The 24,420-nt window shown below is 43.8% G+C and carries 16 protein-coding genes; 5 read left to right on the top strand and 11 right to left on the bottom strand.

Going from position 1 to position 24,420, the window contains the following annotated elements; translation table 11 throughout:
* The first annotated feature begins 146 nt into the window (after nt 1-146).
* From AC0YN6_RS21760 to AC0YN6_RS21750, 3 genes are all read left to right on the top strand, one after another.
* Nucleotides 147-1,070, top strand: coding sequence for an ABC transporter permease (locus AC0YN6_RS21760; RefSeq protein ID WP_475749420.1), 924 nt, complete (start codon nt 147-149; stop codon nt 1,068-1,070).
* Between the two features lie 15 nt (nt 1,071-1,085).
* Complete coding sequence (locus AC0YN6_RS21755) at nt 1,086-1,961, top strand: carbohydrate ABC transporter permease (protein WP_475749418.1); 876 nt, start codon at nt 1,086-1,088, stop codon at nt 1,959-1,961.
* Nucleotides 1,962-2,185: 224 nt separating this feature from the next.
* Nucleotides 2,186-2,317 (top strand): hypothetical protein, encoded by a 132-nt coding sequence (locus tag AC0YN6_RS21750; RefSeq protein WP_475749417.1) that lies wholly within the window; start codon nt 2,186-2,188, stop codon nt 2,315-2,317.
* Between the two features lie 437 nt (nt 2,318-2,754).
* On the opposite strand, the gene AC0YN6_RS21745 is transcribed toward AC0YN6_RS21750, so the two are convergent.
* Together AC0YN6_RS21745 and AC0YN6_RS21740 are read right to left on the bottom strand one after the other, a co-directional pair.
* Nucleotides 2,755-4,836, bottom strand: a complete 2,082-nt coding sequence (locus AC0YN6_RS21745) for a heparinase II/III family protein (protein ID WP_475749416.1) — start codon at nt 4,834-4,836, stop codon at nt 2,755-2,757.
* A gap of 116 nt (nt 4,837-4,952) precedes the next feature.
* Nucleotides 4,953-6,908 carry an alginate lyase family protein gene (locus AC0YN6_RS21740; RefSeq protein WP_475749415.1) on the bottom strand — a complete coding sequence of 652 codons (1,956 nt, stop codon included), beginning with the start codon at nt 6,906-6,908 and terminating at the stop codon, nt 4,953-4,955.
* Nucleotides 6,909-7,146: 238 nt separating this feature from the next.
* On the opposite strand from AC0YN6_RS21740, the gene AC0YN6_RS21735 reads away from it, so the two are divergent.
* Nucleotides 7,147-8,772 (top strand): extracellular solute-binding protein, encoded by a 1,626-nt coding sequence (locus tag AC0YN6_RS21735; protein ID WP_475749414.1) that lies wholly within the window; start codon nt 7,147-7,149, stop codon nt 8,770-8,772.
* Between the two features lie 135 nt (nt 8,773-8,907).
* Here AC0YN6_RS21735 and AC0YN6_RS21730 read toward each other — a convergent pair whose 3' ends face one another.
* From AC0YN6_RS21730 to AC0YN6_RS21700, 7 genes are all read right to left on the bottom strand, one after another.
* Nucleotides 8,908-9,792: a carbohydrate ABC transporter permease gene (locus AC0YN6_RS21730; RefSeq protein WP_475749412.1), complete on the bottom strand. Its 885-nt coding sequence runs from the start codon at nt 9,790-9,792 to the stop codon at nt 8,908-8,910.
* 18 nt (nt 9,793-9,810) lie between these two features.
* Complete coding sequence (locus AC0YN6_RS21725; RefSeq protein WP_475749410.1) at nt 9,811-10,707, bottom strand: carbohydrate ABC transporter permease; 897 nt, start codon at nt 10,705-10,707, stop codon at nt 9,811-9,813.
* Nucleotides 10,708-10,791: 84 nt separating this feature from the next.
* Complete coding sequence (locus AC0YN6_RS21720; RefSeq protein ID WP_475749408.1) at nt 10,792-12,219, bottom strand: ABC transporter substrate-binding protein; 1,428 nt, start codon at nt 12,217-12,219, stop codon at nt 10,792-10,794.
* A gap of 120 nt (nt 12,220-12,339) precedes the next feature.
* The gene (locus AC0YN6_RS21715; RefSeq protein ID WP_475749406.1) at nt 12,340-13,950 is read right to left on the bottom strand and encodes a response regulator; all 1,611 of its coding nucleotides are present in this window, start codon (nt 13,948-13,950) and stop codon (nt 12,340-12,342) included.
* Nucleotides 13,934-15,718, bottom strand: a complete 1,785-nt coding sequence (locus AC0YN6_RS21710; RefSeq protein WP_475749404.1) for a sensor histidine kinase — start codon at nt 15,716-15,718, stop codon at nt 13,934-13,936. The genes AC0YN6_RS21715 and AC0YN6_RS21710 overlap by 17 nt, the downstream gene beginning before the upstream one ends.
* Before the next feature lie 112 nt (nt 15,719-15,830).
* The gene (locus AC0YN6_RS21705) at nt 15,831-18,146 is read right to left on the bottom strand and encodes a glycoside hydrolase family 3 N-terminal domain-containing protein (RefSeq protein WP_475749554.1); all 2,316 of its coding nucleotides are present in this window, start codon (nt 18,144-18,146) and stop codon (nt 15,831-15,833) included.
* Nucleotides 18,147-18,686: 540 nt separating this feature from the next.
* Complete coding sequence (locus tag AC0YN6_RS21700) at nt 18,687-20,414, bottom strand: S-layer homology domain-containing protein (RefSeq protein ID WP_475749403.1); 1,728 nt, start codon at nt 20,412-20,414, stop codon at nt 18,687-18,689.
* 875 nt (nt 20,415-21,289) lie between these two features.
* Between AC0YN6_RS21700 and AC0YN6_RS21695 the strand changes: the two genes are divergently transcribed.
* Entirely contained in the window at nt 21,290-21,811 is a 522-nt protein-coding gene (locus AC0YN6_RS21695) for a DoxX family protein (protein ID WP_475749402.1), read from the top strand.
* Between the two features lie 541 nt (nt 21,812-22,352).
* Here the strand turns inward: AC0YN6_RS21695 and AC0YN6_RS21690 are convergent.
* Nucleotides 22,353-22,976, bottom strand: coding sequence for an SGNH/GDSL hydrolase family protein (locus AC0YN6_RS21690; protein ID WP_475749401.1), 624 nt, complete (start codon nt 22,974-22,976; stop codon nt 22,353-22,355).
* Nucleotides 22,977-23,324: 348 nt separating this feature from the next.
* A complete protein-coding gene (locus AC0YN6_RS21685) occupies nt 23,325-24,341 on the bottom strand; it encodes a Gfo/Idh/MocA family protein (protein ID WP_475749400.1) in 1,017 nt (338 codons plus the stop codon).
* Between the last annotated feature and the right edge of the window lie 79 nt (nt 24,342-24,420).

The raw sequence follows: 24,420 nt of genomic DNA, 5'->3' as shown, positions 1-24,420 counted from the left end.
GAGATTCAAAAAAATTGAACAACCACTTTCTGCTTACTTTAAGCGATTTCGATAAAATCAAAGTTTACGCTCCTAACAAACAAACCTATGATTATGACATCAACAAGCAACCATCTATGAAGCATGAGGAAGGGAGTGTGCAACGAATGCAGAAAATATCATCCATATACCGTGAGTTGTGCAAAAATATTCAGTCTTATTCATTGGTATTACCCGCAGTACTGTACACCTTTATTTTTGGTTACCTAACATTGCCGTACATGGTAATCGCATTTCAGAAATTCAATTACAAGAAAGGCCTCTTTGGATCAGATTGGGTTGGATTTGATAACTTCAAGTTTTTCTTTGCCTCCGATCGCGCTTGGCAAGTCACCTTCAATACGATTCAAATCAATCTGCTTTATATTTTTTTCAGTACTGTATGTGCCATCTTTCTTGCCGTGATGTTCAACGAGCTTAGGAGCAAGCTGTTTGCAAAGATTACACAATCAACGATTCTCTTTCCTAACTTTTTGTCTTGGATCGTTATTAGCTATGTTATTTATAGCTTATTTGGTTCGAATGTAGGTATTGTCAATCAAGTATTAGAATGGTTCGGAATTGATGCGATCAATTGGTATTCTTCCCCACAGTATTGGATGCAAATATTAGTCAGTTCTGCGATCTGGAAGGATATCGGTATCTCCCTTGTTATTTATCTAGCAGCTATTACAGGGATCGACAGCACCTTATACGAAGCAGCCCAAATTGATGGCGCTAGCCGCTCGCAGCAAGTTCGTCGGATTACAATTCCACTGTTAATCCCGACAGTCATCATATTAACGCTGTTATCACTCGGAAAAATTATGTACGGTAACTTCGACATGATTTACGCCATTATTAAAGATAATTCGATGCTGTACTCCACTGTCGATATTATTGACACCTACGTATTTCGGACTTTACGTACAGTTGGTAACCCCGCTCAGGCGATGGCCATCGGTCTGTACCAATCCGTTGTAGGCTTTATTCTTGTATTCTCTGTCAACTGGCTCGTGAAGAAATTTAGTCCAGAAAATTCATTATTCTAGAAGGGTGGTGCTCTCGTGCAAAAAAGTAAATGGTTTGATCATGTAAACGTAGCGTTCCTCTCGATTATTTCGATTATGTGTATACTTCCTTTACTGCTCGTATTGATCGTATCTTTCACAGACGAGGTAGCAATCCAAGCCAATGGCTATAGCTTTTTTCCCGATAAATTATCGATTGATGCCTATAAAATGCTATTTGCTGGATCATCACCACTGCTTCAAAGCTATATCGTTTCCATTACAATTACGCTTATCGGTACCTTTACTGCTGTACTCATTACAGCGATGGCGGGCTATACTCTTTCTGTAAAGCATGTGAAATATCGCAACGGATTGTCTATGTTTTTCTTCGTTACTATGGTATTCAGTGCAGGACTTGTCCCTTGGTACATGATGTCCAATGCGTTAGGTCTAAAGGACAATATATGGGCACTTATCATTCCTTCACTCTTGTTTACACCGTTTAATCTCTTCTTGGTACGCAATTATATGAAGCAACTGCCGGATGCATTAGTGGAAGCAGCTAAGATCGATGGAGCAAACGACTATTACATAGCGTTTCGTATCTTTATTCCATTAAGCTTGCCAGTACTTGCGACAGTTACCTTGTTCTATGGAATCGGTTATTGGAACAACTGGTTTAATGCCATCATGCTGGTCAATAATCCAGACCTTTATCCGCTTCAATATATGCTATTTAAGCTGAATTCGGAAATCAACATGCTCCAGTCGCTGCAATCAACGATGGGAAACACCATGAATACAACATTGCCTAGCGAATCTGTGAAGATGGCTACAGCTATTATGACCATTGGACCAATCGTCCTTTTTTACCCGTTTCTGCAACGTTATTTCATACGCGGTTTACTAATTGGCTCGATTAAAGAGTAGTTGGACGATTAGCCCAACTATATTCTAACTACCACGCACCCGAAGAACACAAAAAAGCGATCTCATGAGGTCGCTTTTTTGTGTTCTTCGGGTGATTGTATTCGCTTCTATATGATTTTCATTCGACAATAGTTGCTAATTTATTCGCACAAGATGTGACAAATAATTTCTTCCATTGGGAATATAATACTATTAATATATTATCTCATTAGGAGAGACAACAGATGCCGAATTACTATTTCAAAGAAATATGGTCACCATTAAAATTAATCGGAATTCGTTTTTACCGTGATGACGAAGACCAAGTATGGATCAAAATACGATCTAATCCAAGACGACGTCTTAGAAGAGATTAATCAACTATCCAATCTATGCATGTAAAATACGACACTAAACGGAGCAGATCGGCATCTATGCCATCTCTCCGTTTTTTTGTGAGCTACCCTATTCAACAGTTACTGTCAACATTTATGAATGCTGCCAGTTAGCTTAATAAAAACAAGGAACAGCTGCCGCGGCAAACTGTTCTATATCAACTCAGTGCCTATAAGCGGTAACATGTTCCCATATCCCCTATTTAAATATCCAATATACTAAAGCTAAATCTTTATTATCCCATTTAGCCACCATTCTACATACTTAGTTACTGAAGGCGCGACCCACGTCCGGCTATCATTCTCATGGTTCCATACAAATACATCATCTTGCAAACTCCATTTCTAACCACTGGAAACCCAAATAAATCCCCAATACCACTTTCCGCAAAGAAGATTAGATTTCCATGTCAACCACTTCAAATGTGCTCTAACAGATTCATCATTTCTTCTTCCTGATGCATGAAGATTTTTCTTATATCCTGAAAATCAGGCATGGCCCTGTCTGTGACATCCAGCATGGCCACATGAAGCACTGCCTCATTTTCCTGGTCTATTTGCTCTGAGTCTTTAGCAAGGAAACTTATATCCACTGCATAGTTGATTTGCTCTGGATCAGAAACAATATCAGGATATAGATCTTCTTTTTTCCATAATTTAACTTCAACTTCTGCTCTTGACTCCCAAACACAGAGAAGCTGAACGTTTTCCTTTTTTAATAGCAATACCTTGTCTTCAAGAACCTCACAAGCCACTCCCAGCTCCAGAAACCAACGCTGAATATGCTTTTGCTGCTGACGCATACCACGTTCGATTTTATCCTTTACGATCCAACCCTTTGCTCTTGAAAAAACAACGGTTCGTTGATGACGACAGAACGTATATGCATCATGATACCCCTGAACAAGCATTCCCTTAGGGTTTGTTTCATACCGACTGATACAGACATCCGGACGGTAGACCCCCCATCGGTTTGCATACATCCTGTTGGGCTGGACCGCGGATCCGTGAACCAGCACTGTATTATGCGACTCCATGTTATACATAAAGCCGCGCAGGTCACTGTTCATGCGAATTTTATGGTACAATGCACCGGAATAGGGTTCACCGATAAACTGCTGGCCCCGAAGAATTATGATTAGTGAGAGCATGTCCATGTGGTTGTGACCGCAATCACCACAGTTTTCCTTGATAGACATGATAAAATAGTTGGAATCTCTCTTCCAACTGCTCCTGCTTGAAACAAAGCCAACGGTGTTATCGCAATAATCCAGCGAGGGCAGCTGTTCCTCCTTTACCGACTCCCCCCTCCTGACTGCCAAAACTGCTGCAGGCAATTGATTATCCGTCATTTGCATAGCTGCGAGCAAAAAAGGCTCAATGCTTGTACCCTGATTGTCTCCGATGTTCGGGAAGCGCTCTGTCGGCTGTGCAATTGAAGTCAGAACAGAAATACTTTTATCAAGGGAAGCAAGTGACCCTTCGTCCATGAGTGAGTCATTGTTCAGCCTTGCAATCGTCACTGCACGAAATAACATATCCCCAATGGTTGCACCAGCCCAATAGGAGATTGAATGCTCTCCATAGCCCCCACTAGGATTAAAGTCATCCTTAAAGTGTGCTAGTATAATTTCCCTGCAATGTGGCTTCATTGCTTCAATAACCGGAAACTCCGGCAGCATAACCGCCAATATATATGGCAAAACCCCTCTTTCCCATAAATGATGGTTATGCGGACGATAGGTGTCTGTATCAAACCTACGGTATTGAGACCCAAAAAACCAGATACGCCCGATGATTTTAAAGGCCAGATCATCCGGAAGCGTATACGGAAGCTCCGTGTAGAAAAGCGTCAACAAAACAAGTGTAAGTCCGCCGACACTCATGGCATCCCGGTCATCGGTCAGCATCCAATGTCCCGCATCAGCGTCTTTGTTTTCAATAATCAGCTGGTATGTCTCAAGGAATTTTTCCAGAATCTCTCTGAACTTACTGGCAATCCGGGTGTCTCCATTCTCGTGATACGCGACCGCAAGAGACTCAAAAAACTGTCCCCGTGTGAACATATCGTGAGGGTAGCGATGGCGTATAACATTATCCGTCAGCGCATTATGCAGCAGCATGTTTTCAAAGTGAGCCCCAAGAAAATGTTCTCCTCGCTTACCGGTCGGCAACAGATAAATGTTGTTCATCATCTTTTCTGCCACCTTTAAACAAAGTTCCTTGAGACTCCCTTCTAAGCCATTGGAAGACTGATACGAAAGGGGTGATGCATCCGGATCCATGGGTCGCAGTGGCATTCCACGGTAATCAAACAAAAAAGTTCGGTTTTTACGGTTATGAAAATACTCTACCACCTCATGCTTTGCAAGCTGTTCATCTCCATGCTCAAGTGCCTTCCTGACCTTTTCAAGACCTGGGTAGTTAAGATTCAGAGCTTCAAACACATGCTTATCCGTAATATCCGTCTCTCTGTCCAACAGTGTAATTACATGCGTCATTTGATTTCACCGTTTCTTTCTGCATTAGATTGCCCTTGCTTTCGAGGGTGTTGTACATCATAGTAAACATTTCTTGGGTGTGGAAAAAATCGACATGGATTCCCGTCCTCTTCTTCTCAATCCGGCTTGCTAATCGTCATATCTTTCTCATTAATCACTACTTGGTAGCTGTCGCCGAAACGGAAGTTATAGCGGTTATCGCCCGCGGGTTGAATTTCCATATCTGGCTTTTGATCCCCTTTGTAAGGAACAAGCACCGTCAAATAAGTCACAGTACCGCTGTTCGTGTCCTGGAATCGAACTCTCGTTGAAGCCCTCGCCACATCATTCACATCGGACAGCCTTCCCGGTAGAAACTCTGCTTCTTCCCGCGGATATGTATAGATCGCTAAATTAGCAACATCGCTAGTTGCGATGACGGCATCGCAAGTTTGCTCCACTTCCGTAAAATCCAAATGAAAATACCGCTGGACGCCATGGCCGTCTAAGCCTTCCACCCGATCGGCAACCACAACAAATTGATTGTCTACCAGCGCGATATGACGATGATGGACAACCGGTTCATAATTCAAGTGATACGCACTTGCCAGCTGATAAAAGCCCCGATCCTCCACCAGATAGATTTCACCGATTTTCTGCGGTCCATAATTAAATGAACTTATATATTCGAAATGATCCCTGTCGTCGATCAGAAGTGTGGAATGGTAATTCGAGCTTTTGAATTGCTTCCGGTCCTCGTCGTCTCTATAGCAGAAAATACCCGGATCGCATATCATATTTTTTCCTAATGCCGTAAAATCAAAGCTCATCAAATCGATATGCGCGTGAAAATTTTGAATCGGACTTCTGCAGGTAAACAGAAAGCTCAGCGCCTCCTTGTCCCACCCGCTGCGTATGACCGCTTGATGCAGGGTGCGGTTCCAGAACGTCGTTAATTTATCGCATTCAAATTTCTTCTCTTGAAGAGAGTTTATTCCTTCTACAAATTTCTTCACATCCAAGGCGCGCCATACATGCTTTTCGGCTTCTTGCATCATCGTCTCATAGTCGATCAGGTTAGTTGCGAGTCCGAGCCATGTCAGATCGTCCAGAGCCATATAACCACACACCCCTGCCATAACAGCCAGAGGATTTGCGTATGAGTCCCCGACAGGCACGCATTTCCCAGTTGGCCTTAAGGAGTAAATGGAATAGTCGAGGTTGTTGCGATACCGTTCCATGTACGAATCCGAGAAAGTAAAGCCGAAACGTTCCGCCAGGACGATAGAAAGCCCAAACCAGAACATGCAGCCATTGTGATACATAGGACAACCTTCGATCTGACCTCCGTCTTCGGACAGCTGCGCGCGGCTGCATCGCTCAATTCCATCAATAGCAAACGTCTTCCACTCCTCGGCTTCTTTCAACTCTGGAAAATATAACGCCGTTGTCAGAATGCCCAAACATTCCATCAGGAAGTGGTTATGATCCGCCTTCGGCCAAATGGTAGGCGATACTTGGCGCAATATTTTAATTTGCTTATATACCGCCTCTACATATTGCTCCAGCACTTCTTCCGTAAATAACTCCGTATGTCCCAAATGCTCCAATACTAAAGGCCATGTCTTATAGTTTCGGATGCCAAGCTCAAGCACCCGCAGCGGGTGGCATTCCGAAAAATAACCCAGCGGATAGTCCGTAATATCATCGGGAATATCCACTGTCTTGATCCAATCGAGAAGCTCGTCGATCACTTTGCGTCCATACTTCTCGTCCCGCGTTAAGGAATACGCTTCGAGCAGCTCTTGCCAATGCGTCATCCGGTTGAGCTGCCACAAAAATTCGTTATCGTTATGTCTGCGTTCCAGCCAGCACGGCGGATTCCCTATGAACTCGCGAACGCCGCCCGTCCCCGGGAGTATCATCATTCCGTTATAAGCTTCTTCGGCATTCACAATCGTCTCTTTTACTAGCTCCGGCATGTTTTTGTTAATGTAGTCCGCCTTCACTGTCATCCGCTCTAATCGCGCTCGCAAATTCGCAAGCAGCTCTTGCGTCGATATCGGTTCGTTTAATAAAGCTTGTATACTCATTGAAACTTCCCCCCAGTATGAATTGAAATACCTATAATCTAGGGGCGAATAAGCGCAATGTCAATGAATCCGGCGCTAAAGTCGCAAATGGAATATCGATATCGGATTCGGATTATCGCCATAGTGGCATTCGGACGATGAGCTTATCATATCGAAGATTTCCCAATTAAAAGCAAGCTAATTATACTTAATCGTGTAGTCTTCGTTACATCATCCGAAAAGGGAGGACAACAACTTTATGCTAACACACAAACAGAAAACAGGTTCATCCGCAGCAAGCAAAGCAAGACGCGTACTACTGACTTTCGCTTTGACCGGTGGCCTCATTGCCGGCTGCTCCAATGCAGCTCCGACTCCTACAGGGAATGAAGTTTCCGATGGAACTGGCACTGCCAACAAGCAAATCAGCTTTTCCTATTGGTCGTCTCTGGAGTCGACTGCAGCTGCTACCGTTACTCAGCTTGGCGAAGTCGAATTTTACAAGGAATTAGAAAAAAGAACCAGCGTCAAAATTAAATTCTCGCATCCGCCGCAAGGAAGCGAAGGCGAGCAGTTCAACTTGCTGATCGCCTCCAGAGATCTTCCCAATCTGGTGGAATACGAATGGAACGAATATCCCGGCGGTCCGGAGAAAGCGATTCAGGACAAAGTCATCCTTAAGCTCAATGATTTGGTCGACCAGCATGCACCGAATTTGAAGAAGTATCTCGACGAGAACCCTGAAATCGCCAAGCAGATAAAGACGGACACCGGCTCGCTGTATGTCGTGCCCTCCATCGGAATAGGAACCGTCAACACGTTCAGCGGCCCGCTCGTCCGCAAGGATTGGCTGGACGAACTCGGACTACAAGCTCCGGAGACGATCGAAGAATGGACGACCATGCTTCGCGCCTTCAAAGAGAAGAAAGGCGCAACGGCTCCGTACACCACTCTTGCCAACCGCTTAGAAATGGACTTTATTGTAGGCGCTTTCAGCGTTAACAAGGGATTTTACCTGAATAACGGGAACGTGCAATACGGTCCAATGCAGCCTGCCTTCAAGGATTACCTCGCCTTAATGCACGCTTGGTACAAAGAAGGATTGATCGATCCGGATCTCGGAGCCAACGACAAGAAAACGCTCGACGCGAAGATGACCACCGGCAAATCCGGTGCAACATTCGGCTATGCAGGCAGCAGCATGGGCGTCTATATGAATTCCGGTCCGATACAAGACCCGAAATATAATCTGGTGGCGACGCAATATCCGGTTCTGAACAAAGGCGATGAGCCTAAATTCGTCAATATCGCCACCCGCTACCGCCCGTCGGGCAGCGTAGCCATCACGACATCCAATCCGGATCCGGTTGCCGCGATCAAATGGCTGGACTACCACTTCACGGAAGAAGGCAATTTGCTGAAAAACTTCGGAATTGAAGGCCTGACTTATACGATGGAAAACGGCTATCCGAAATATACGGATCTCATTTTGAATAACCCGGATAAGCTGTCCATCGCAGAGGCTATGAGTAAATATTTTAGAGCAAGCTATCCTTCTCCTGGATTTGTGAACGACGATCGTTACCTGGAGCAATACTATAAGCTTCCTCAGCAGAAGGATTCCATTAAAGTTTGGGGCATATTCGAGAACAATACGAAAGGCCTTATAATGCCGATCGTGAGCCCTACGGCGGAGGAGTCCGAGAAATTCGCCAAAATTATGGCGGAAGTGCAGACGTATTTTGATGAAATGTATATTCGCTTCATTCTCGGAGATGAATCTCTCGATAACTTCGACAAGTATGTAGAGCAAATGAAAAAAATGGGTATTGAAGAAGCTGTTCAGCTGCAGCAAGCTGCCGTGGAACGCTTCAACAAGAGATAGCAGCGAGAGAGGTGAACAACATGCCGCAGTTGCCGTCCAACCGGATAGCTGCGGCTGATATAGAAGCCGTCCGCACAAAAAAACCTTAATTGACCAATGAATTCGGTCATCAAGGTTTTTGATCATATCATGCAGCTAACCTTTGACAGAACCGCCTGTTACCTGCATAAAAGATTTATTGGCAAAAACATATACGATTAGAATCGGCAAAATCGATAAGCAGGCACCCGCCATAATCAAATGGGTTTGCGTTGCTGCAGTCGTACCATATCTTAAATCCGCTAAACCAACCGTCAAGGTTTGTAATTTAGGGTTTGTCATCGTAAAAACAAGTGGCAGGATATATTCATTCCAAGCATTCCGGAAGGCAAACAATGCTGCGACGCCTAAGCCCGGCTTCAATAGCGGAAGAATAATTCGCCAATAAACCGAAAAGAAATTACATCCATCAATGTGCGCCGCTTCATCCAAATCCCGAGGAATTCCTTTGAAGAAACCGATTAGAATAAAAAAGGTAGTGGCATGAGCACTGATTAGAATAAAGATAATCCCCCATAACGAGGTATTCAGATGCAATTTCACCATAAGCTCGAATTGCGGTCGGATTACAACGGCACCAATAGATATAAACATCGTCGCTGCTTGAAGACTAACATAGATGCTCTTTCCGAAAAAACTTCTGCGATCCACAACATAGGCAGCCATCGAGGCCAATAGCAGTGTCCCAATCGTCGTAAACGTACTAATAAATAAACTATTCCAAGTGAACTTAGCAAAGTCTGCTTGTTTCCAAGCATCCAAGTAATTCGAAAAATGCCAAACGCTTGGAAGAATAGTTGCGCCCGCTGTCAGCTCTGCATTCGTTTTGAAAGAGCCAAATAACGTAACGAGCACAGGAAACACCGTAAATATGGCAACAGCCCCGAGGAATACCCAAAGAAATAATCCTGATAATATACGTTTCGCTCGCCTGCTAATTTTAGTTATCTGAGCGGTATTAGTTGCTGGTGCTGTGTTCATTACAGCAAACCCCCTAGGCTAGAAAATACGGTTTAAACGTTTTGATAACCAGAAATAACCTAATGTAATGATTCCGACGATTACGGCAGACATAAAACCTACAGCGCTGCCATAGCCAATCTGTTGTATCATAGTCGAACTAGAGGAAATCGGGAAAAACATTCGATAAACATAAAGATACATAACTTCTGTTCGTCCGATTGGTCCGCCTTCTGTTAAGACCATAATGCTTTCATAACCTTTCAAGGATACGGTAATCGCTAGCATAATAATCATTTGCAGCACTGGTCCCAGCATAGGGATGGTAATGTAGAAGAACTTTTGAGAAGCATTCGCTCCATCTAGTGAAGCGCTCTCATAGACGTCATCTGGAATGCTTTGCAGACCAGCGAGGAAGAGCAGCATATAGTTCCCAATTGCACCCCAGATAGCAACGATGATAGATGTGACCATGGCTAGATCAGGGCCCAGCCAATCAATGCTATTGGAGATGATATGATATTTCAATAGAAACTGGTTTAATATTCCGTTGTAAGAATTAAAAATGTTAAAAAAGACGATAGAAATTACCGCAGTACTTAGCACCGTTGGCATAAAATAAATGGCTCTCAAAAAGTTTTTACCTTTAAGACCTTTATTTAAAATCACCGCTAAAATTAATGATAAAGGAATCGTAATGATGATTTTCCCCATCGCATAGATCGCGGTATTAACAACTGAGTTCCAGTAGGCTTCATCTCTCATCAAACTAGCAAAATTACCAAATCCGATAAATACTTCTTCTCCGTATCCTGGATAATCATAAAACATATATCTAATCGCCCATAAAATCGGATAAATACCTAGTACCGCCGTGAATATTAAACTGGGCAAAATAAATGAGTACGATTCTCCTAATTTGCGTAGACTGGTCATGTTCGATTTCATCTCCTTAATAACAAGGATAGGGCATACGAGATGCTCCTATCCTTTTTTGGCATGATCCATGCATTAGAAGTATTATTTGACTAACATTCCTTGCATGCTCTTCGCATCAAAGTCCGGCATTGCTTCAGTTGTTATATCTCCAGATGCCCTAGCTTTATCAAGTGCAGCATTGTATCGCGTATTTACATCCGTAATCATCTCATCCAAATCTCCGCCGCTAATCGCATATTTAATAAATAGGTTTGGAAAATCCGTTCCTTCTACAGTCACTTTCGGCGAAATAGGCCACAATCCATCATATTGTGTTGGGAGGAATCCCTCAATACCAGGCATATCCGGATTTTTGGACTGAGCTATGATGTCTGGAAGAAGAGATAAGCCATAGCCATCTTCATAATATGTTCTTAACACTTCATCACTGTACATATACTCCAAGAATGTCCAAGCCTCTTTTTTATTTTTAGTCTGACTACTGATGGAAAGCCACGGACCTGTTTTCCAGTAGCCTGCTACTCCTGCAATGTCACCGCTAATCGTCGGAGGCAAAGTAGCTGACCAGTTTACTTTTGTTGGGAACTGCGTTTGATATACATTTGGCTCAGCGGAAATCGATAGGTACATGCCGATCTTGCCTTCAGCAAATTGAGCACGCAGTGGATCAATGTCTAGCGCCTCTACGCCCGGAAGCATACTGCCGTCATCCTTCATTTGCTTAAATGCCTTCATGATTTCTGTAAATCCAGAAAAATCATATTTGCCTGTTTTGAAATCGTAGCCATAACCGCCGATTCCACTCAACTCAGCGATCGATCTTGGAGCCTTTTCAAAAGAATTGTCTGCTCCTTTAAAGTTAATCGCAAAGCCATAGGCACCAATATCCTTGCCTACCTCAGTAATTTTTTTCGCAACCTCAACCATTTCGTTCAATGTTTTTGGAGGACTTGTGATACCGGCTTTTTCAAAAAGATCAACGTTATAAATTAGTCTGCTTGAATATCCGTAGTTGGGAAGGGAAAAAATTTGACCATCCATCATGTTTGATTTATCAACGAGTGCCCCATGGAATTTAGCCTTTAGCCCATCATTCATATAGCTATCCAGTGGTTCCAAATAACCCTTCTTGACAAAAGGAATAAAGTTGCTAGGGGTCGTTCTAATAATGTCAGGAGCTTGCTTGCTAGCGAATGCAATATCAACGGACTGGTTATAGTTCTCAGACAGTCCTTTCAACTCTACCTCAATATTCTCTGTATTGGTCTCGTTAAACTTTTCGACAACTTCTTGAATATAGTTCAAATCATGCCGATCCTCTGTCCAATAGTTGAGCTTAACCTTCTCGGCTTTAGTTGTTCCCTTCACAGCTGCTTCGTTAGACGCCTTTGGTGCCGGTTCATTTGTACCCTTAGCCGAATTCGCAGGATTTCCGTTACCCGAGGAGCATGCGCTCAAACTAAGAGCAAGGATTGCAGCTACAGTAACCATTCGCGTTTTTTTTAACATGACCATTTCAACCCCTTCGTTTTGTTAATACTGGTTATATCAATTATTATAATTAATCGAAGTTAGAGACATAATGGGATAAACCAATTCTCAAGGGGGGTATTCCGACGATCTTTGCTACTATTTGTAATAGGCCTGTTTGAACTCTGATGGTGTCATACCCGTATTTTTCTTGAATACTTCGCTGAAATATCGCCGATCCTCATAACCAATATCAGCTGCAACCTCCTGCACCTGATGGCCTTTCATTAGCATTAATTTGGCTTTCTCAATTCGTTCATTCGTTACAAAATGAAGGAAGGTTTGGCCTGTAACCTTTTTGAATAAATTGCTGAAATAACTGTTGCTCAGATGTACCAGCTTGGCACATTCATTCACAGATAACTCCAAATGAAGATGACTCTTCGCGTATTCAATAGCTTTATGTATAACGCGCTCAGCCTCTGTTGTTCTATGTTTATCTTGTAATACACAGCCATGAATACATAGCTGCTCAAGAGATTTTTGTAATTCCAGTAATGACATCCGATCTGTATTTTTATGCACTTCAATGTCCGCTTTTAACCCTTGCAAATCATCAATATGCAGTTTTTCCTCTAATACCCTTAGAACCATATAAACCAATTCATCATACATCGTAATCAGATATTGCGGATGTGGCAGCGGCTGTATTTTCGCACAGTCCTCATAAATTTGTTGCAGTACTCCAAGAGCCAGTTCCTGATTTCCTGAACGCACAGCAAAGAGAAGCTCCTTCTCCTGATCTAATGAATAGGTACGTAAATGCTGACTCATCTGACCAAAATCGCCATAACGAAACACTCCATTGCCGCCGGTATAAAAATTATAGGTCAATGCGCTTATAGCCTGCTGATATCCGATATAAATTTCTGAAATGAGGTTTATGCTTAAGCCCACCCCGATCGAGACGGTATGACGTGAATATTCCGCACAATTATTACAGCAAACCTCAGCTAAAGATCTAGCATCTATCTGTGTTGTAGAATTATAAATGACGATAAGGCGATTCGTGCTTTCTCTAAATACGACCCCTTGTGTATAGGCGCTAATCGTCTCCTCCAAAATATTTTGCAAAGCATAACGAGTTAGCTCTACTTCACCGATAGGCAGCGTTTGAATGGTTTTCGAGAATTGATCGATCTCGACGACCATAACAACAAAACCCTCTTTATTTAACTTTATTTCAAGAAAATCCCATTTATCTTTCGCGCTTTTCTCACTTGATGAATAGCGGATAAGCAGGTTAAAATATTCCTGCCTTAAGAGCGGCTTGCTTTCTCTTACTCTAGCTTCCATCTCATATATTCTTTTATGTTTGCCCCGTTCAAGTTCAATTTCTTTAGCTGCCTTCAGGACAACCTCTATAATATCCTCCATTGAAAAAGGCTTAGCTACAAAATCAAAGGCCCCATATCGAATCGCCTGCTGAGCGTAACTAAATTCCGTATAGCCGCTCAAAAGAATGACTTTGCATGCTGGGAACTTTTCTATGATTCTACGCGTTAATTCAAGTCCATCCATAACCGGCATCCGAATATCTGTTAATATGATATCAGGCTGAAGCTCCAAAGCCATCTTGAGCCCTTCCTCACCGTCTAAGGCAGTACCAATGATCTCAATTCCATAATCCTCCCAAGGGATTCCAAGAGATATCCCATCTATAACACTCATGATATCGTCCAACACACACATACTAATCCGTTTCTCCATACCCATCTCTTCCCTTCATATTGATTATTAATGTAATAGTGGTTTTCTCATCTGGAACACTTTCGAGGATCATCTCTGAGTCTCCGCAGTAATAAAGCTGCAGTCGGTGATAAATGTTGCGCAGCGCATATCCCGTCTTCTGAGCGGGTACTTGTAAATTTTGCTTGATCTCGTCCACATTCATGCCACTCCCATTATCCTCTACAGTAATAACGAGATGCTCCTCCGTTTTTCTAACCAATATATTAATAATTCCGCCTGATTTACGATTTTTAAAACCATGTAAAATTGAATTTTCAACCAAGGGCTGAAGAATAACTTTGAGGATATTAATATAACTAATGGATTCTTTTTCTATATCCACCACTACATTGTAGTCAAATAAATTTGTATAGCATTTTTTTTGAATGAATAAATATTGTTTCACATGGTCAATTTCTTTCTCTAATGTCGTGTACTCGAATCCATTATTTAAACCAAGCTGGAACATCCGTGATAAGGAAAGAACCATTTCCTTAACATCATCCGATTGATTTAATTGCGCTTTCCAATAAATAGTATTTAATGTGTTATACAAAAAATGAGGATCGATTTGCGCCTGTAATGCTTTAATTTCCGCCTTGCGCTTCTTAATTTCAATTTCTCCAGTTTCCTTGATGGATAGAGCTAATTCTTCTAGCATACTATTGAATTTTCTTCCAACCTGAGAGACCTCATCCTGATATTCGCTTTCAAATCGAACGCTTAAATCATTCGTGTGTTCAACTTTCATCATTAAGTTTCGCAACTTAAGCAACGGCTTCAGTAAAACAGCTGTGAGAATATTGGAATAAATCATGGAAAACAATAGACATCCAATCATAATTAAGATCGTAACCCATTTGATCAAATTGATTTGTTTTAATAGATCTGATTTTGATTGAACACTAAGCAGAATCCAGTCCTCTGCTAAAGATAGGCTTGCATAATTGATTAATAAAGAGTTTTTAGCTCCTTTATATTCAAAACTACCTTTCGTATCCTGATTAATACTTTCAATAAAACCACTCTCATTAAAACAGCTCAAAAAACTGGATTCCGAAGAAAATACCAGGTCCCCCTTATTCGAGACCAGATAAAACCGTTGTCCTGTTTCTTCTACATTTTTCATAAGCATATCAATCAATGCTTGTTCTTTTATATTCACGATAATGTAAATCTCATTATTCTGGTTATCCGTAAGCGGTTGCATAACTAACGTAATAACCTTTTCTTTTCTCCGAAAAAAGGTATCTTCATGTCCTTCTATCCAAATGGCATGCTGATATTCCGAAATGAGCTTGTACATTTCAGTATTAAAAAAAGAGTTTTCTTTCAACCGCACATAATTGGTCGGATAAAACTCACCTATAGTCGTTGTAATAAGAATAGACTGAACGGCTGGCTCCAATGCTTGAATTTGTGAAAATGGCGTTTGAATGGAAGATAACAGCTGATAATAGTTTTGTTTATCACCCGCTGATGCATTTTTAATGATGTCCTTGAATGATTCGCTAATTGTCAGCGTCATGACCGATACGATAATTTGCCTTAGCTTCTCTTCGAATACTTGGGCAGACTTATTCAGGCTATTCTGGCTTAATTCGGAGGCATTCCTCTTAAGGATATTGGCTGCAATAAAATAAGTCATCGTCCCCGTCGTGCTAATCGCTAACGTGATCAAGACTACAAACGAAAGCCAGATCCTCTTCTTATACGATAACTGATACAACCATTGTTTATAGTTCAACGTTGCTCTCCCCCTGTTTAAGCACTAGCTTTATGTGTCGAAATCTATCGTATCATAGATCAGTATAAAAAATACGTCCCGAGCTAAATCAGCATCGAGACGCATTCCAAACTTATTCGATTAATTGTGCAACAGTGGAGAGATCGATAATATCAATTTTCCCATCTGTATTTACATCCGCTGCCTTATAGTCAGCCCAGTCAGGACTTTTGTCTGTCTTACCGAATGCTACGGCAACGATGCCTAGGTCACCAATGGACACTTTGCCATCGCTGTTCAGGTCACCTTTAATGGAACCGATGTTTATACTTGTGGAAGCAGTGGCTAGCGGTGTTTCAACACCTTTTCCATCAGCCAAAATAATATTAGTTAGCTTAACATCAGTAGTAGCTATCTGATTCGATTTTGCTTTAAGCTGTAAGCTTAATAGATCGCCATCCGAATTAATTGCATTCCCTGCCCCTAGGCTCGCAAATATAATTCGTACTTTCCCTGGCGCCTTCACCTCTTTACTGATGACTTCCAAGCCTGTTTTCAATGAAGTTGCATCAACAAAGTCCAATTTGGCCGGATCAAAATTAAGGGTAAGCTCCTGCGCATACACATTTTGAGCTACTTTATTCAGACCAAAGTTCAAGCTAAATGCTTTTCCAGCCGTTACAGAAGTTTCTCCGGTTAGCGTAGCACTAATGTCAGAAGCGTCTGCTGCATAAGATAATCCAAAACCAAATGTATAGTCGTCACCAACTGCATTCGTGTAGGTGTAGTCGAACTTTTCAGCGTAGCCTGGTACGTCAGGTGCGTTGTTCAATACAGCCTCTTGGTTAGCTGGGATCGTGATCGGCAGCTTACCTGTAGGGTTGAAGCGCCCGCGCAGCACGTCGAGCAGCGCTTCAGCCTTGACGTTGTAGGTTGCCACGACAGCTGCAGCGTCTTGCTCAACCTCGTTGATAACCCACGGATTGGTCATGTTAATCACTAGAGCAGTCGGAACGGCCGCCTCGATCTGCTTAACCTTTGCCACGTCGATACCGGTGAGCTGATTCAATTGGATCTCCACCGTGGAAAGGTCAGGGTACTCGTATGCTTTCGGCCGTAAAACCACGAGGGCTGCGTTCGCCTCCTCGAGCGTGCTCACGATGTTTACCGACGGATCCTCCTTAGCGATGAGTGCCTTCATTGAAGCGGTCTGAGCTGCACTATTTGTACCATTGAAAACCTCCACGTACAGCTTCGTAGTGGCGAGTTTTGCATCGGTCAGCGGCAGCAGTCCCTCATTATTGCGCAAGAGGGTAACCGACTTGCGGTGAGCCTCGTCGGCACGTGCCTGGTTTGCAGATGAGTCTGCGATTTCCTGAGCCGCAGCTGGGTCAACATACGGGTTCTCGAACAGTCCAAGATTGAACATCTCCGTAAGCAGAAGTGTCAATGAAGGGGTAAGCTCCTCTTCATCGAGCACACCTGTGTTAACCGCGGAGATGAGTCCGCTCGGGTTGTTGTTGTCAGAGAATATGCTCGTTCCGGCGCGGATCGCCTTGGCGAACTTCTGCTCAATTGTCAGGCTCTCTACACCATAAGCCATGCCGGTCAGCACGCCGCTGTCGCTGTTTACGTAGCCTTTGAAGCCCAACGTGTCCCGCAACAGGTCGGTGATGATGCCCTTGTTGTAGGCGCCTGCCACTTGCTCGAACTGCTCGGTTTCAGAGTACCAAAGCTCTTTCGGGAGCTGATCAGCACTCATCTCGTTGTTAGGAACGTTATAGAAGGACATGATCGAGCTCGTTCCTGCTTCAATTGCAGCCTGGAACGGCGGAAGTTGGTACTCAAATAAGCTTCCAGCCGTCGGGTAGAGCGTATACTTGCCATGCGGCAAGTGCGGGTCCAGACCTCGTAATACTGGTCCGTCACCAGGGAAGTGCTTGATGGTATGGGCTACAGACTCGCTGTTGATCTCCTCCCCTTGGAAGCCTTTGACAAGCTCAGTGGCTATCATCGCGTTTAACTCCGGGCTCTCTCCGAAAGATTCGCTGATACGGCGCCAACGCGGCTCTGTCACGACCTCAACTGTGGAGCCGTAGATCTTGCGGATGCCGGACGCGCGCCACTCTTCGCGGGCGATCTCTGCAAAGTCGCGGTTAAGAGCTTGGTCTTGTGTTGCCGCCATGCCCAAGGCTCCGGGCCAAATGGAGAACTGTCCAGAGGCTTCTTGGAAGCCAAACTGGAGAGATTCTGCAATGTAGTTCCGCGGGTTGGAGGTAAATACGAGCGGGATACCCAGCGGTGTGTCTTCCGCGATCTCCTGATACGTGTTGTTTCGTGTGGCGATATCGAAGGCCGTAGGGTTGTCGCGTAGGATGAAGTAGCGGATGTTACGATTTTTGATGAAATCGTTAACGTTGGCGGCATTAGGATTAGAGGTGATCTGCATAAGGCCAGCTTTCTCCGCCACGCTCATGCGCGGAATAAGGTCGGTCACGCGCTCCGCTGTAGATTTCTCCCAGTTTTCATAAATGTCCAGTTCACCGTTACCATTTAAATCTCTGTATTTCTTGCCATCAATCGTGAGTATAGTCTTCACATGACTAGAGATTACAGGCTGTGATGCGCCCTCAGCCGCACTTACGTTTGATAAACCAGGCGAAGATAACAACAACGAACCGAGTAAAAGCAATGCAACTGGCTTAGATTTTTTCGAGATCGAATTCATATTTATCCCCTCACATTAATCATATTTTATACTGTTTGCGATTCCCTTTTTAGACTTTCATTGTTGAGATTTACTTTACAAGTTCTTTATTAAGCGCTTTCAAAACGAATAGTGAAAATAGTAAACTTTTAATGACCCATACCAAAAATTTTGATAAACTTCGTTTACTTTAGATGGATTTCTCTTATTATCATCACCTCCTTTATACCTAGCAATATTGTAAAATTGAATAATTTTTTAAAATAAAAAGGAGTAAAATTCCTATTTATACAAATTTGTATAAATGTTATACATCAAAACAGCTGCTTGAGCTCTATTCGTTGTTCCTTTTGGATCGATCGCGCCCCGAGTCCCCTGAATAAGCCCCATTTTTACCATTACAGCAACGCTTTGAACAGCATAATCAGCTATTTTCGCATGATCCTTAAATTGGCTCAGTTGTTCCTCATTCGAGTCTGTTGTCATTTGTTTAACTACTCGCAACGTACGCTCTGTTAATACAATCATGTCTTCTCTAGTAATTGGCTCGTGAGGCAGAAACCTATTGTTGCCTACGCCTTCCGTAATGCCGAGGCCTCTGGCGATTCTTACAGCATCATGGTAATAATCACTTTTCTCCACATCCGCAAATTCGCTTCCAGCTCCCTTACTTACGTCAACCTCTAAAGTCCGTACTAACAAGACTAAAAAGTCGGCGCGTGTAACGGACTCATGAGGAGCAAACGCCTTGTCTGAGATACCATTGATAATCCCTTTGGATGCCAAAACCTCAATCTGTTTTTTTGCCCAATTCAAAGCAGCAATATCGTCAAATGTTCTTTGAACAAATGCTATGGCGTACTTACTTAAATGTGTAGTCGAAAAAATGACTGCGCCCGTAGTGGCATCATACCTGCCGTTAGGAACCGGAACCACTTTACCCTCTTCATTTAAATACCATACAACGATATGCTCAGGGCTCTTTAATTCTTCTATGCTCAGTGAATATGGCACGACTACCGTTACAGGGTAATTCGGGTTATTCCAAGAGATTTTTTTGTCACCGGTATACAGGCTTATATCTCTAATAGGTCGATCCCCGATTTGCTTCCCTATAGCTTTGTCTAGCTCACTGGCATCTACTTTTCCGATCCTCAACCTTATGCTATCGGCAGTTATTTCACCGACTTTAAACATTTTATTGGATATTAAAATAGTCCCAAGTGGGGAAGTTACCTTTATTTGAACCAAGCCTTCATTAGCTGTGAAAGCGGATGTCGGTAATTCCAATTCGTAAGCTGTTGCACCTGGTACTTTTTTAATGACAACCTCTATATTTTTTACTCCTTTTTCATTGGCTGCTATCTGTTTGACTGCCTTATCCCAGGCTATCTGGGTTACAATTGCAGTTGCCATTTTCGTTACAGAATTCATCAACACATCCGGGTTTAGTATTCCTAGCGTTGACTGATCAATTGGCGGATTTACAACAGTTCCCGTACCTCCGGAGCCTGAATCTCCTGAATTGCCGCTAGCAATCGAGGCACTCACCTTCGTATCTGGAAGATACATATGTCCGGTCAATTGGCTATCCACCGTTTGAACGGATTTCAGCTCAAGTGTAGCGGTTCCTTGTCGAATCGTTTTGAACGTTATGATCGCTAGATTTAAGGCACCGCTCTCACCCGCTACTTTGTGTAACTTAGTACTTGCAAATCGCAAATGATTACCTTCAAGCACTGGTTTAATTGAGAATCCACCGGATATGCCGCCTTGAACTCCCTTATATTCCAGCATGGTTTGATCAAAATTGAGACTGAATTCATATCCATACACATCCCTCAAATCATTCCCAGTAACGGTAATCTGTAGCTCATTGCCTAACGCCACCTGATTGTAATTCACGTTTAAAGTAAAGGAAGGCGCGGCATCTGCATACGTAACCACAGGAGGCACATATACAAAGCACATTAATAAAACTAAGCTGAGCAAGTACAATTTTTGTCTCACGATGAAGGCTCCTCCCTTATTAGAGACAGGAGGAACGGCTATGCTCTCCCCCTGCTTCTCAGTTACCCATTTAATTACGCCATTGTTGAAAGTCGAAAATATCAATTTTTCCATCTGCAAAAATGACTTTATGATTCAGGTGGACATCTCTGCAATTCACCTCCATCTAATTACTTAGTCAAGTGGTGGCTATGTCTTACTTCTCTGGTTGCAATGCTTTTTCTGTCTTGCAGTAACATGGTGCTATTCCGTTATCCGATACATTAGCCGTCTCTATGTAAGAGATTAGGATAATCATAATAGAACTGTATCTGAAACATAACGGGACAAATCTATTGTGATGGGGGGGATTCCTATGCAATGTATTTAATAGAACTCACAGTGTCAATTTATTGGGAGAATAGAAAAACGAGCTCGACTTTTCCTTTTCACTATCTATAAACAACAAAAAAGCCAAACCGTCTCACTAGACAATTTGGCTCTTTCGTATTTTTATAGTTCTCGCCATTCCGCTAAAAATACGAACGCCTACATCCTTGCGCGAGAGATACAATTCCGCCCGCTGGCGTTGTGTTGAAGAGGTCGAACATCCCCCTAATTAATAAATAAATTTGATTTATTCAACTTCTAAAGTTATTTTATCGGTCTTGTGTTTTCTAACTGTCATGAAATTATTAGGGTTACCGTCTTTAAAAAAACGGTTTACAAAATTCTTCAGTCGGATTATATTAAAGTCACCAAAAGTTTCCTTAGAGCAACAAATTGTCCTTAAGGCTAAAGTTTTACTCTAGGGAAAAATACAGGGAGGGATTCTCAATAAGATGAGCTGAACGTAACGGATTTGGGCTTTAAGACTTATATTGGAGGGATTTTAGATGATGAATTGGTTACAAAGCAGCAAGACGGCGGCCGTATTCTTGACCGTGCTGAGATTGTACGTCGGGTGGAAGTTCCTTACGGCCGGATGGGGAAAATTATCGGGCGGCAAGCCGTTCGACGCTTCCGGATTCATGAAAGGGGCGATTGCCAAGACCACTGGGGAGAGGCCCGCCGTTCAGCAATGGTACGGGGAATTCCTGCAAGGCTTGGCACTGCCGAATGTAGATGTATTTAACTTCCTTGTTCCATGGGGAGAATTTCTCATCGGGCTTGCCTTGATTACGGGCACTCTCACAACGTTCGCGGCATTGATGGGAATCTTCATGAACTTCAACTTTTTGTTCGCCGGAGCAATCAGCTCGAATCCGAACTTGATCCTTATGCAATTTTTCCTCCTGGTAGCCGGTATGAACGCAGGCCGCTTCGGCGGAGATTATTGGGTCGTTCCTTGGATCCGGAATCGCTTGCAGGCTATATTCCGCAGCAAGAAGCCTACCCTAAAATCTCCGGCCGTCTAAACGGGGCAGTACCAGCGAATATGTCACCACCCGCAATGCGCATGTTAATACTTGATGATTGTTAAGCTGCAGATCAAACAAAAGTTCCGATTTAATTCTGGGTATTGGAATACGATCCGTATCAGCAGTAAACTTCATGAAATTCAGCGGATAGAGGTCAATAAGTCGAAGAATAAGTTCCAATTCCAGCAATTAGAGGAGCTTTCTTTGTCCTTACTTTGCGAGCTGTGACAGCTTCGCTGGTATTGGGGCAACTACACGCAATAACTTTTTTTGGTTGCTTAAGATAAGGGCACTGGAAGAAGTCTGGTATTCACTACGTCATTCTTCCAGTTATTTCAATGAAGAAAGCAGCCGATCGTTCTGACCGGCTGCTCTCACGTAATCCATTTAACTATCGTTTCCCGTTAGTTTAACGAAGCTGCCGATAGAAGCTACCGCGTAGCAAGCTCCTCAACTATCGTTGTCCCTTTACTTAACCAAACTGAAAAAGAGCTCATGCAAAGTGAGCTCTTCAACGTTAATCGTTAGTTATTTTTCCTTAGTCAAAGTTTTCTTTACCCAGCCAGGTCTTAACGATTCCGGCAAGCGTTATTTTTGTCGAGCCCTCGTCCGAAGGGTGAATTCCATCTGGAGTAAGCCGGTCGAATTCGGCGGGGTTTTCGTCTAACAGACTTCGCCAGCCCGGGTAATGATCGATAAGCAAAAGTCCGCGCTTGCGAGCCGTATCTCTGTACACCTGATAATATTGCTCGATCAGAGGACGGATTTCCAGGTGTTCCCGAATCGGTGGATTCATGGTCATCAGGATAATTTCACAATTCTTGTTGGCGTCGTGAATTCGATCGATAAGATCATCCAGGTTTTCACCGCATTGCGTAACACTCGTCTGATAAGGCAAATAGGAGTCGTTTATAGCGAATTCCAGAAAAACGGCGTCGGGAGCGAGAGCTATTACCCGTTCCTCTAAATTTTCAAGTCCCCAACCCGACCATTGCGCACTTTTGGCACTGTTGGTCAACTTTACTTGCCCCGGAAACCGGCGATCCAGAGTCTCCTTTAATCCTCCGACCCAAGCGCCGCCTTCGGTTAGACTGGTTCCATAAACGACGATGTGCTGATGAATGCCGTTTTCCAACTTACTGATAGTTGCCGATAGGCTCATATTGCTCATCCTTCCATTTCAAAACTCATTAATAATATTCGCGAATTTATAAACTATCCTGCCCATTCGTATTATGAGGTCACCAGATCTATTTTTTTGTAAGTAAGTTAGCGGTATCCGGGGATCGAACGTTTCTGCCCGTGGGACTTGGATCCCGAAAGCAATTCTGTTCATCCACCCTACTTGTTCAACCATGGTTAGGCTGGCCCAGACATTGATCCCGTATCACATGCGATAGTGTGGAAGACAAGAAGGTTAGGGGTTGCCGTGGCCTTTCGGCCTCTGTCCGATTGCCGTCATCTCCTTTAACAGCTGAGCTTGTCCAGGAAAAAATAAAGGAGACGCCACTCAGGCGCCTCCTTCAAGAGGTTCGATTGCCACCCGTCTCTGTTCGCGCGCGGATGTAAGGCATGCCTCGATTACTTTTATGGTTCGTACGCCGTCCCAAGGGCTGACCGGCTCCGACTCTCCGTGAAGCACCGCTCCCGCGAATCGGTTCAGCAGCAACAACTGCTGGTTGCCGCGATCGAACGGCTCCGTCCGCATCTCGCCGCTCACAGTGACCTGAATGTCGGGGCTCAGATCGCCGCGCAGCGTGAATGCCGACGGCAGCCGGATCGTGCCGTGCGTGCCCCGGATTTCCAGCGTATTGGCGAAGTCCGCCCATAAGCTACACTGGAACGTCATTGCCACGTTACCTGGAAATTCGACGAGGCCGGCGGCCATCATATCAACGCTATCATGCTCCGGTGAAAAAAACGCCTGCACTGTCGTGGCCACCGGCTCCGCCTCCAGTACATAGCGGGCAGCGCTGAGCAAGTAGCAGCCGATGTCGTACAGACTGCCACCACCCATCTCCTGACGGAACCGGATATCGCGCTCCATGGCCGAACGGTCTGACGTAAAAACGCCGTGAACGGCCCTAACCGTACCAATCTCGCCAGAACAGATAATTTCCTTGACCCGATCATAGCGCGGATGGCAGCGGTACATAATGTTCTCCTGAAAGTGAACGCCGAACTGCTCGCAAGCCTCGACCATCTTTACAGCATCGCGCTCCGACACCGACATCGGCTTCTCGACCAGCACGTGTTTGCCTGCCCGAGCGGCGTGGATCGTCCATTCCATGTGCATATGATTTGGCAGAGGCATATAGACCGCATCGACGTTCGGATCGGCAAGCAGCTCCATATAGCTGCCGTAGGCTTTCGGTATGCCGTGAGCGTCCGCAAACGCCCGGGCTCTTGTTTCATTACGGCTTGCAACAGCGACGACCTCCTGAATGTCCGAGACCCGGACAGACGGAACAAACGCCTTTGCGGCAATTTGGGCGCACCCCATAATACCCCAGCGTAGCTTCTTCATCAGCTCTCCTCCATTTTGATTATCACCTGGAATATCCAAATCATCAGCTAACTCACCTAACCATTCGACAACTTTAATC

Source organism: Paenibacillus sp. J22P15 (assembly GCF_056269345.1).
This window is presented reverse-complemented; position numbering and strand designations above follow the sequence as displayed.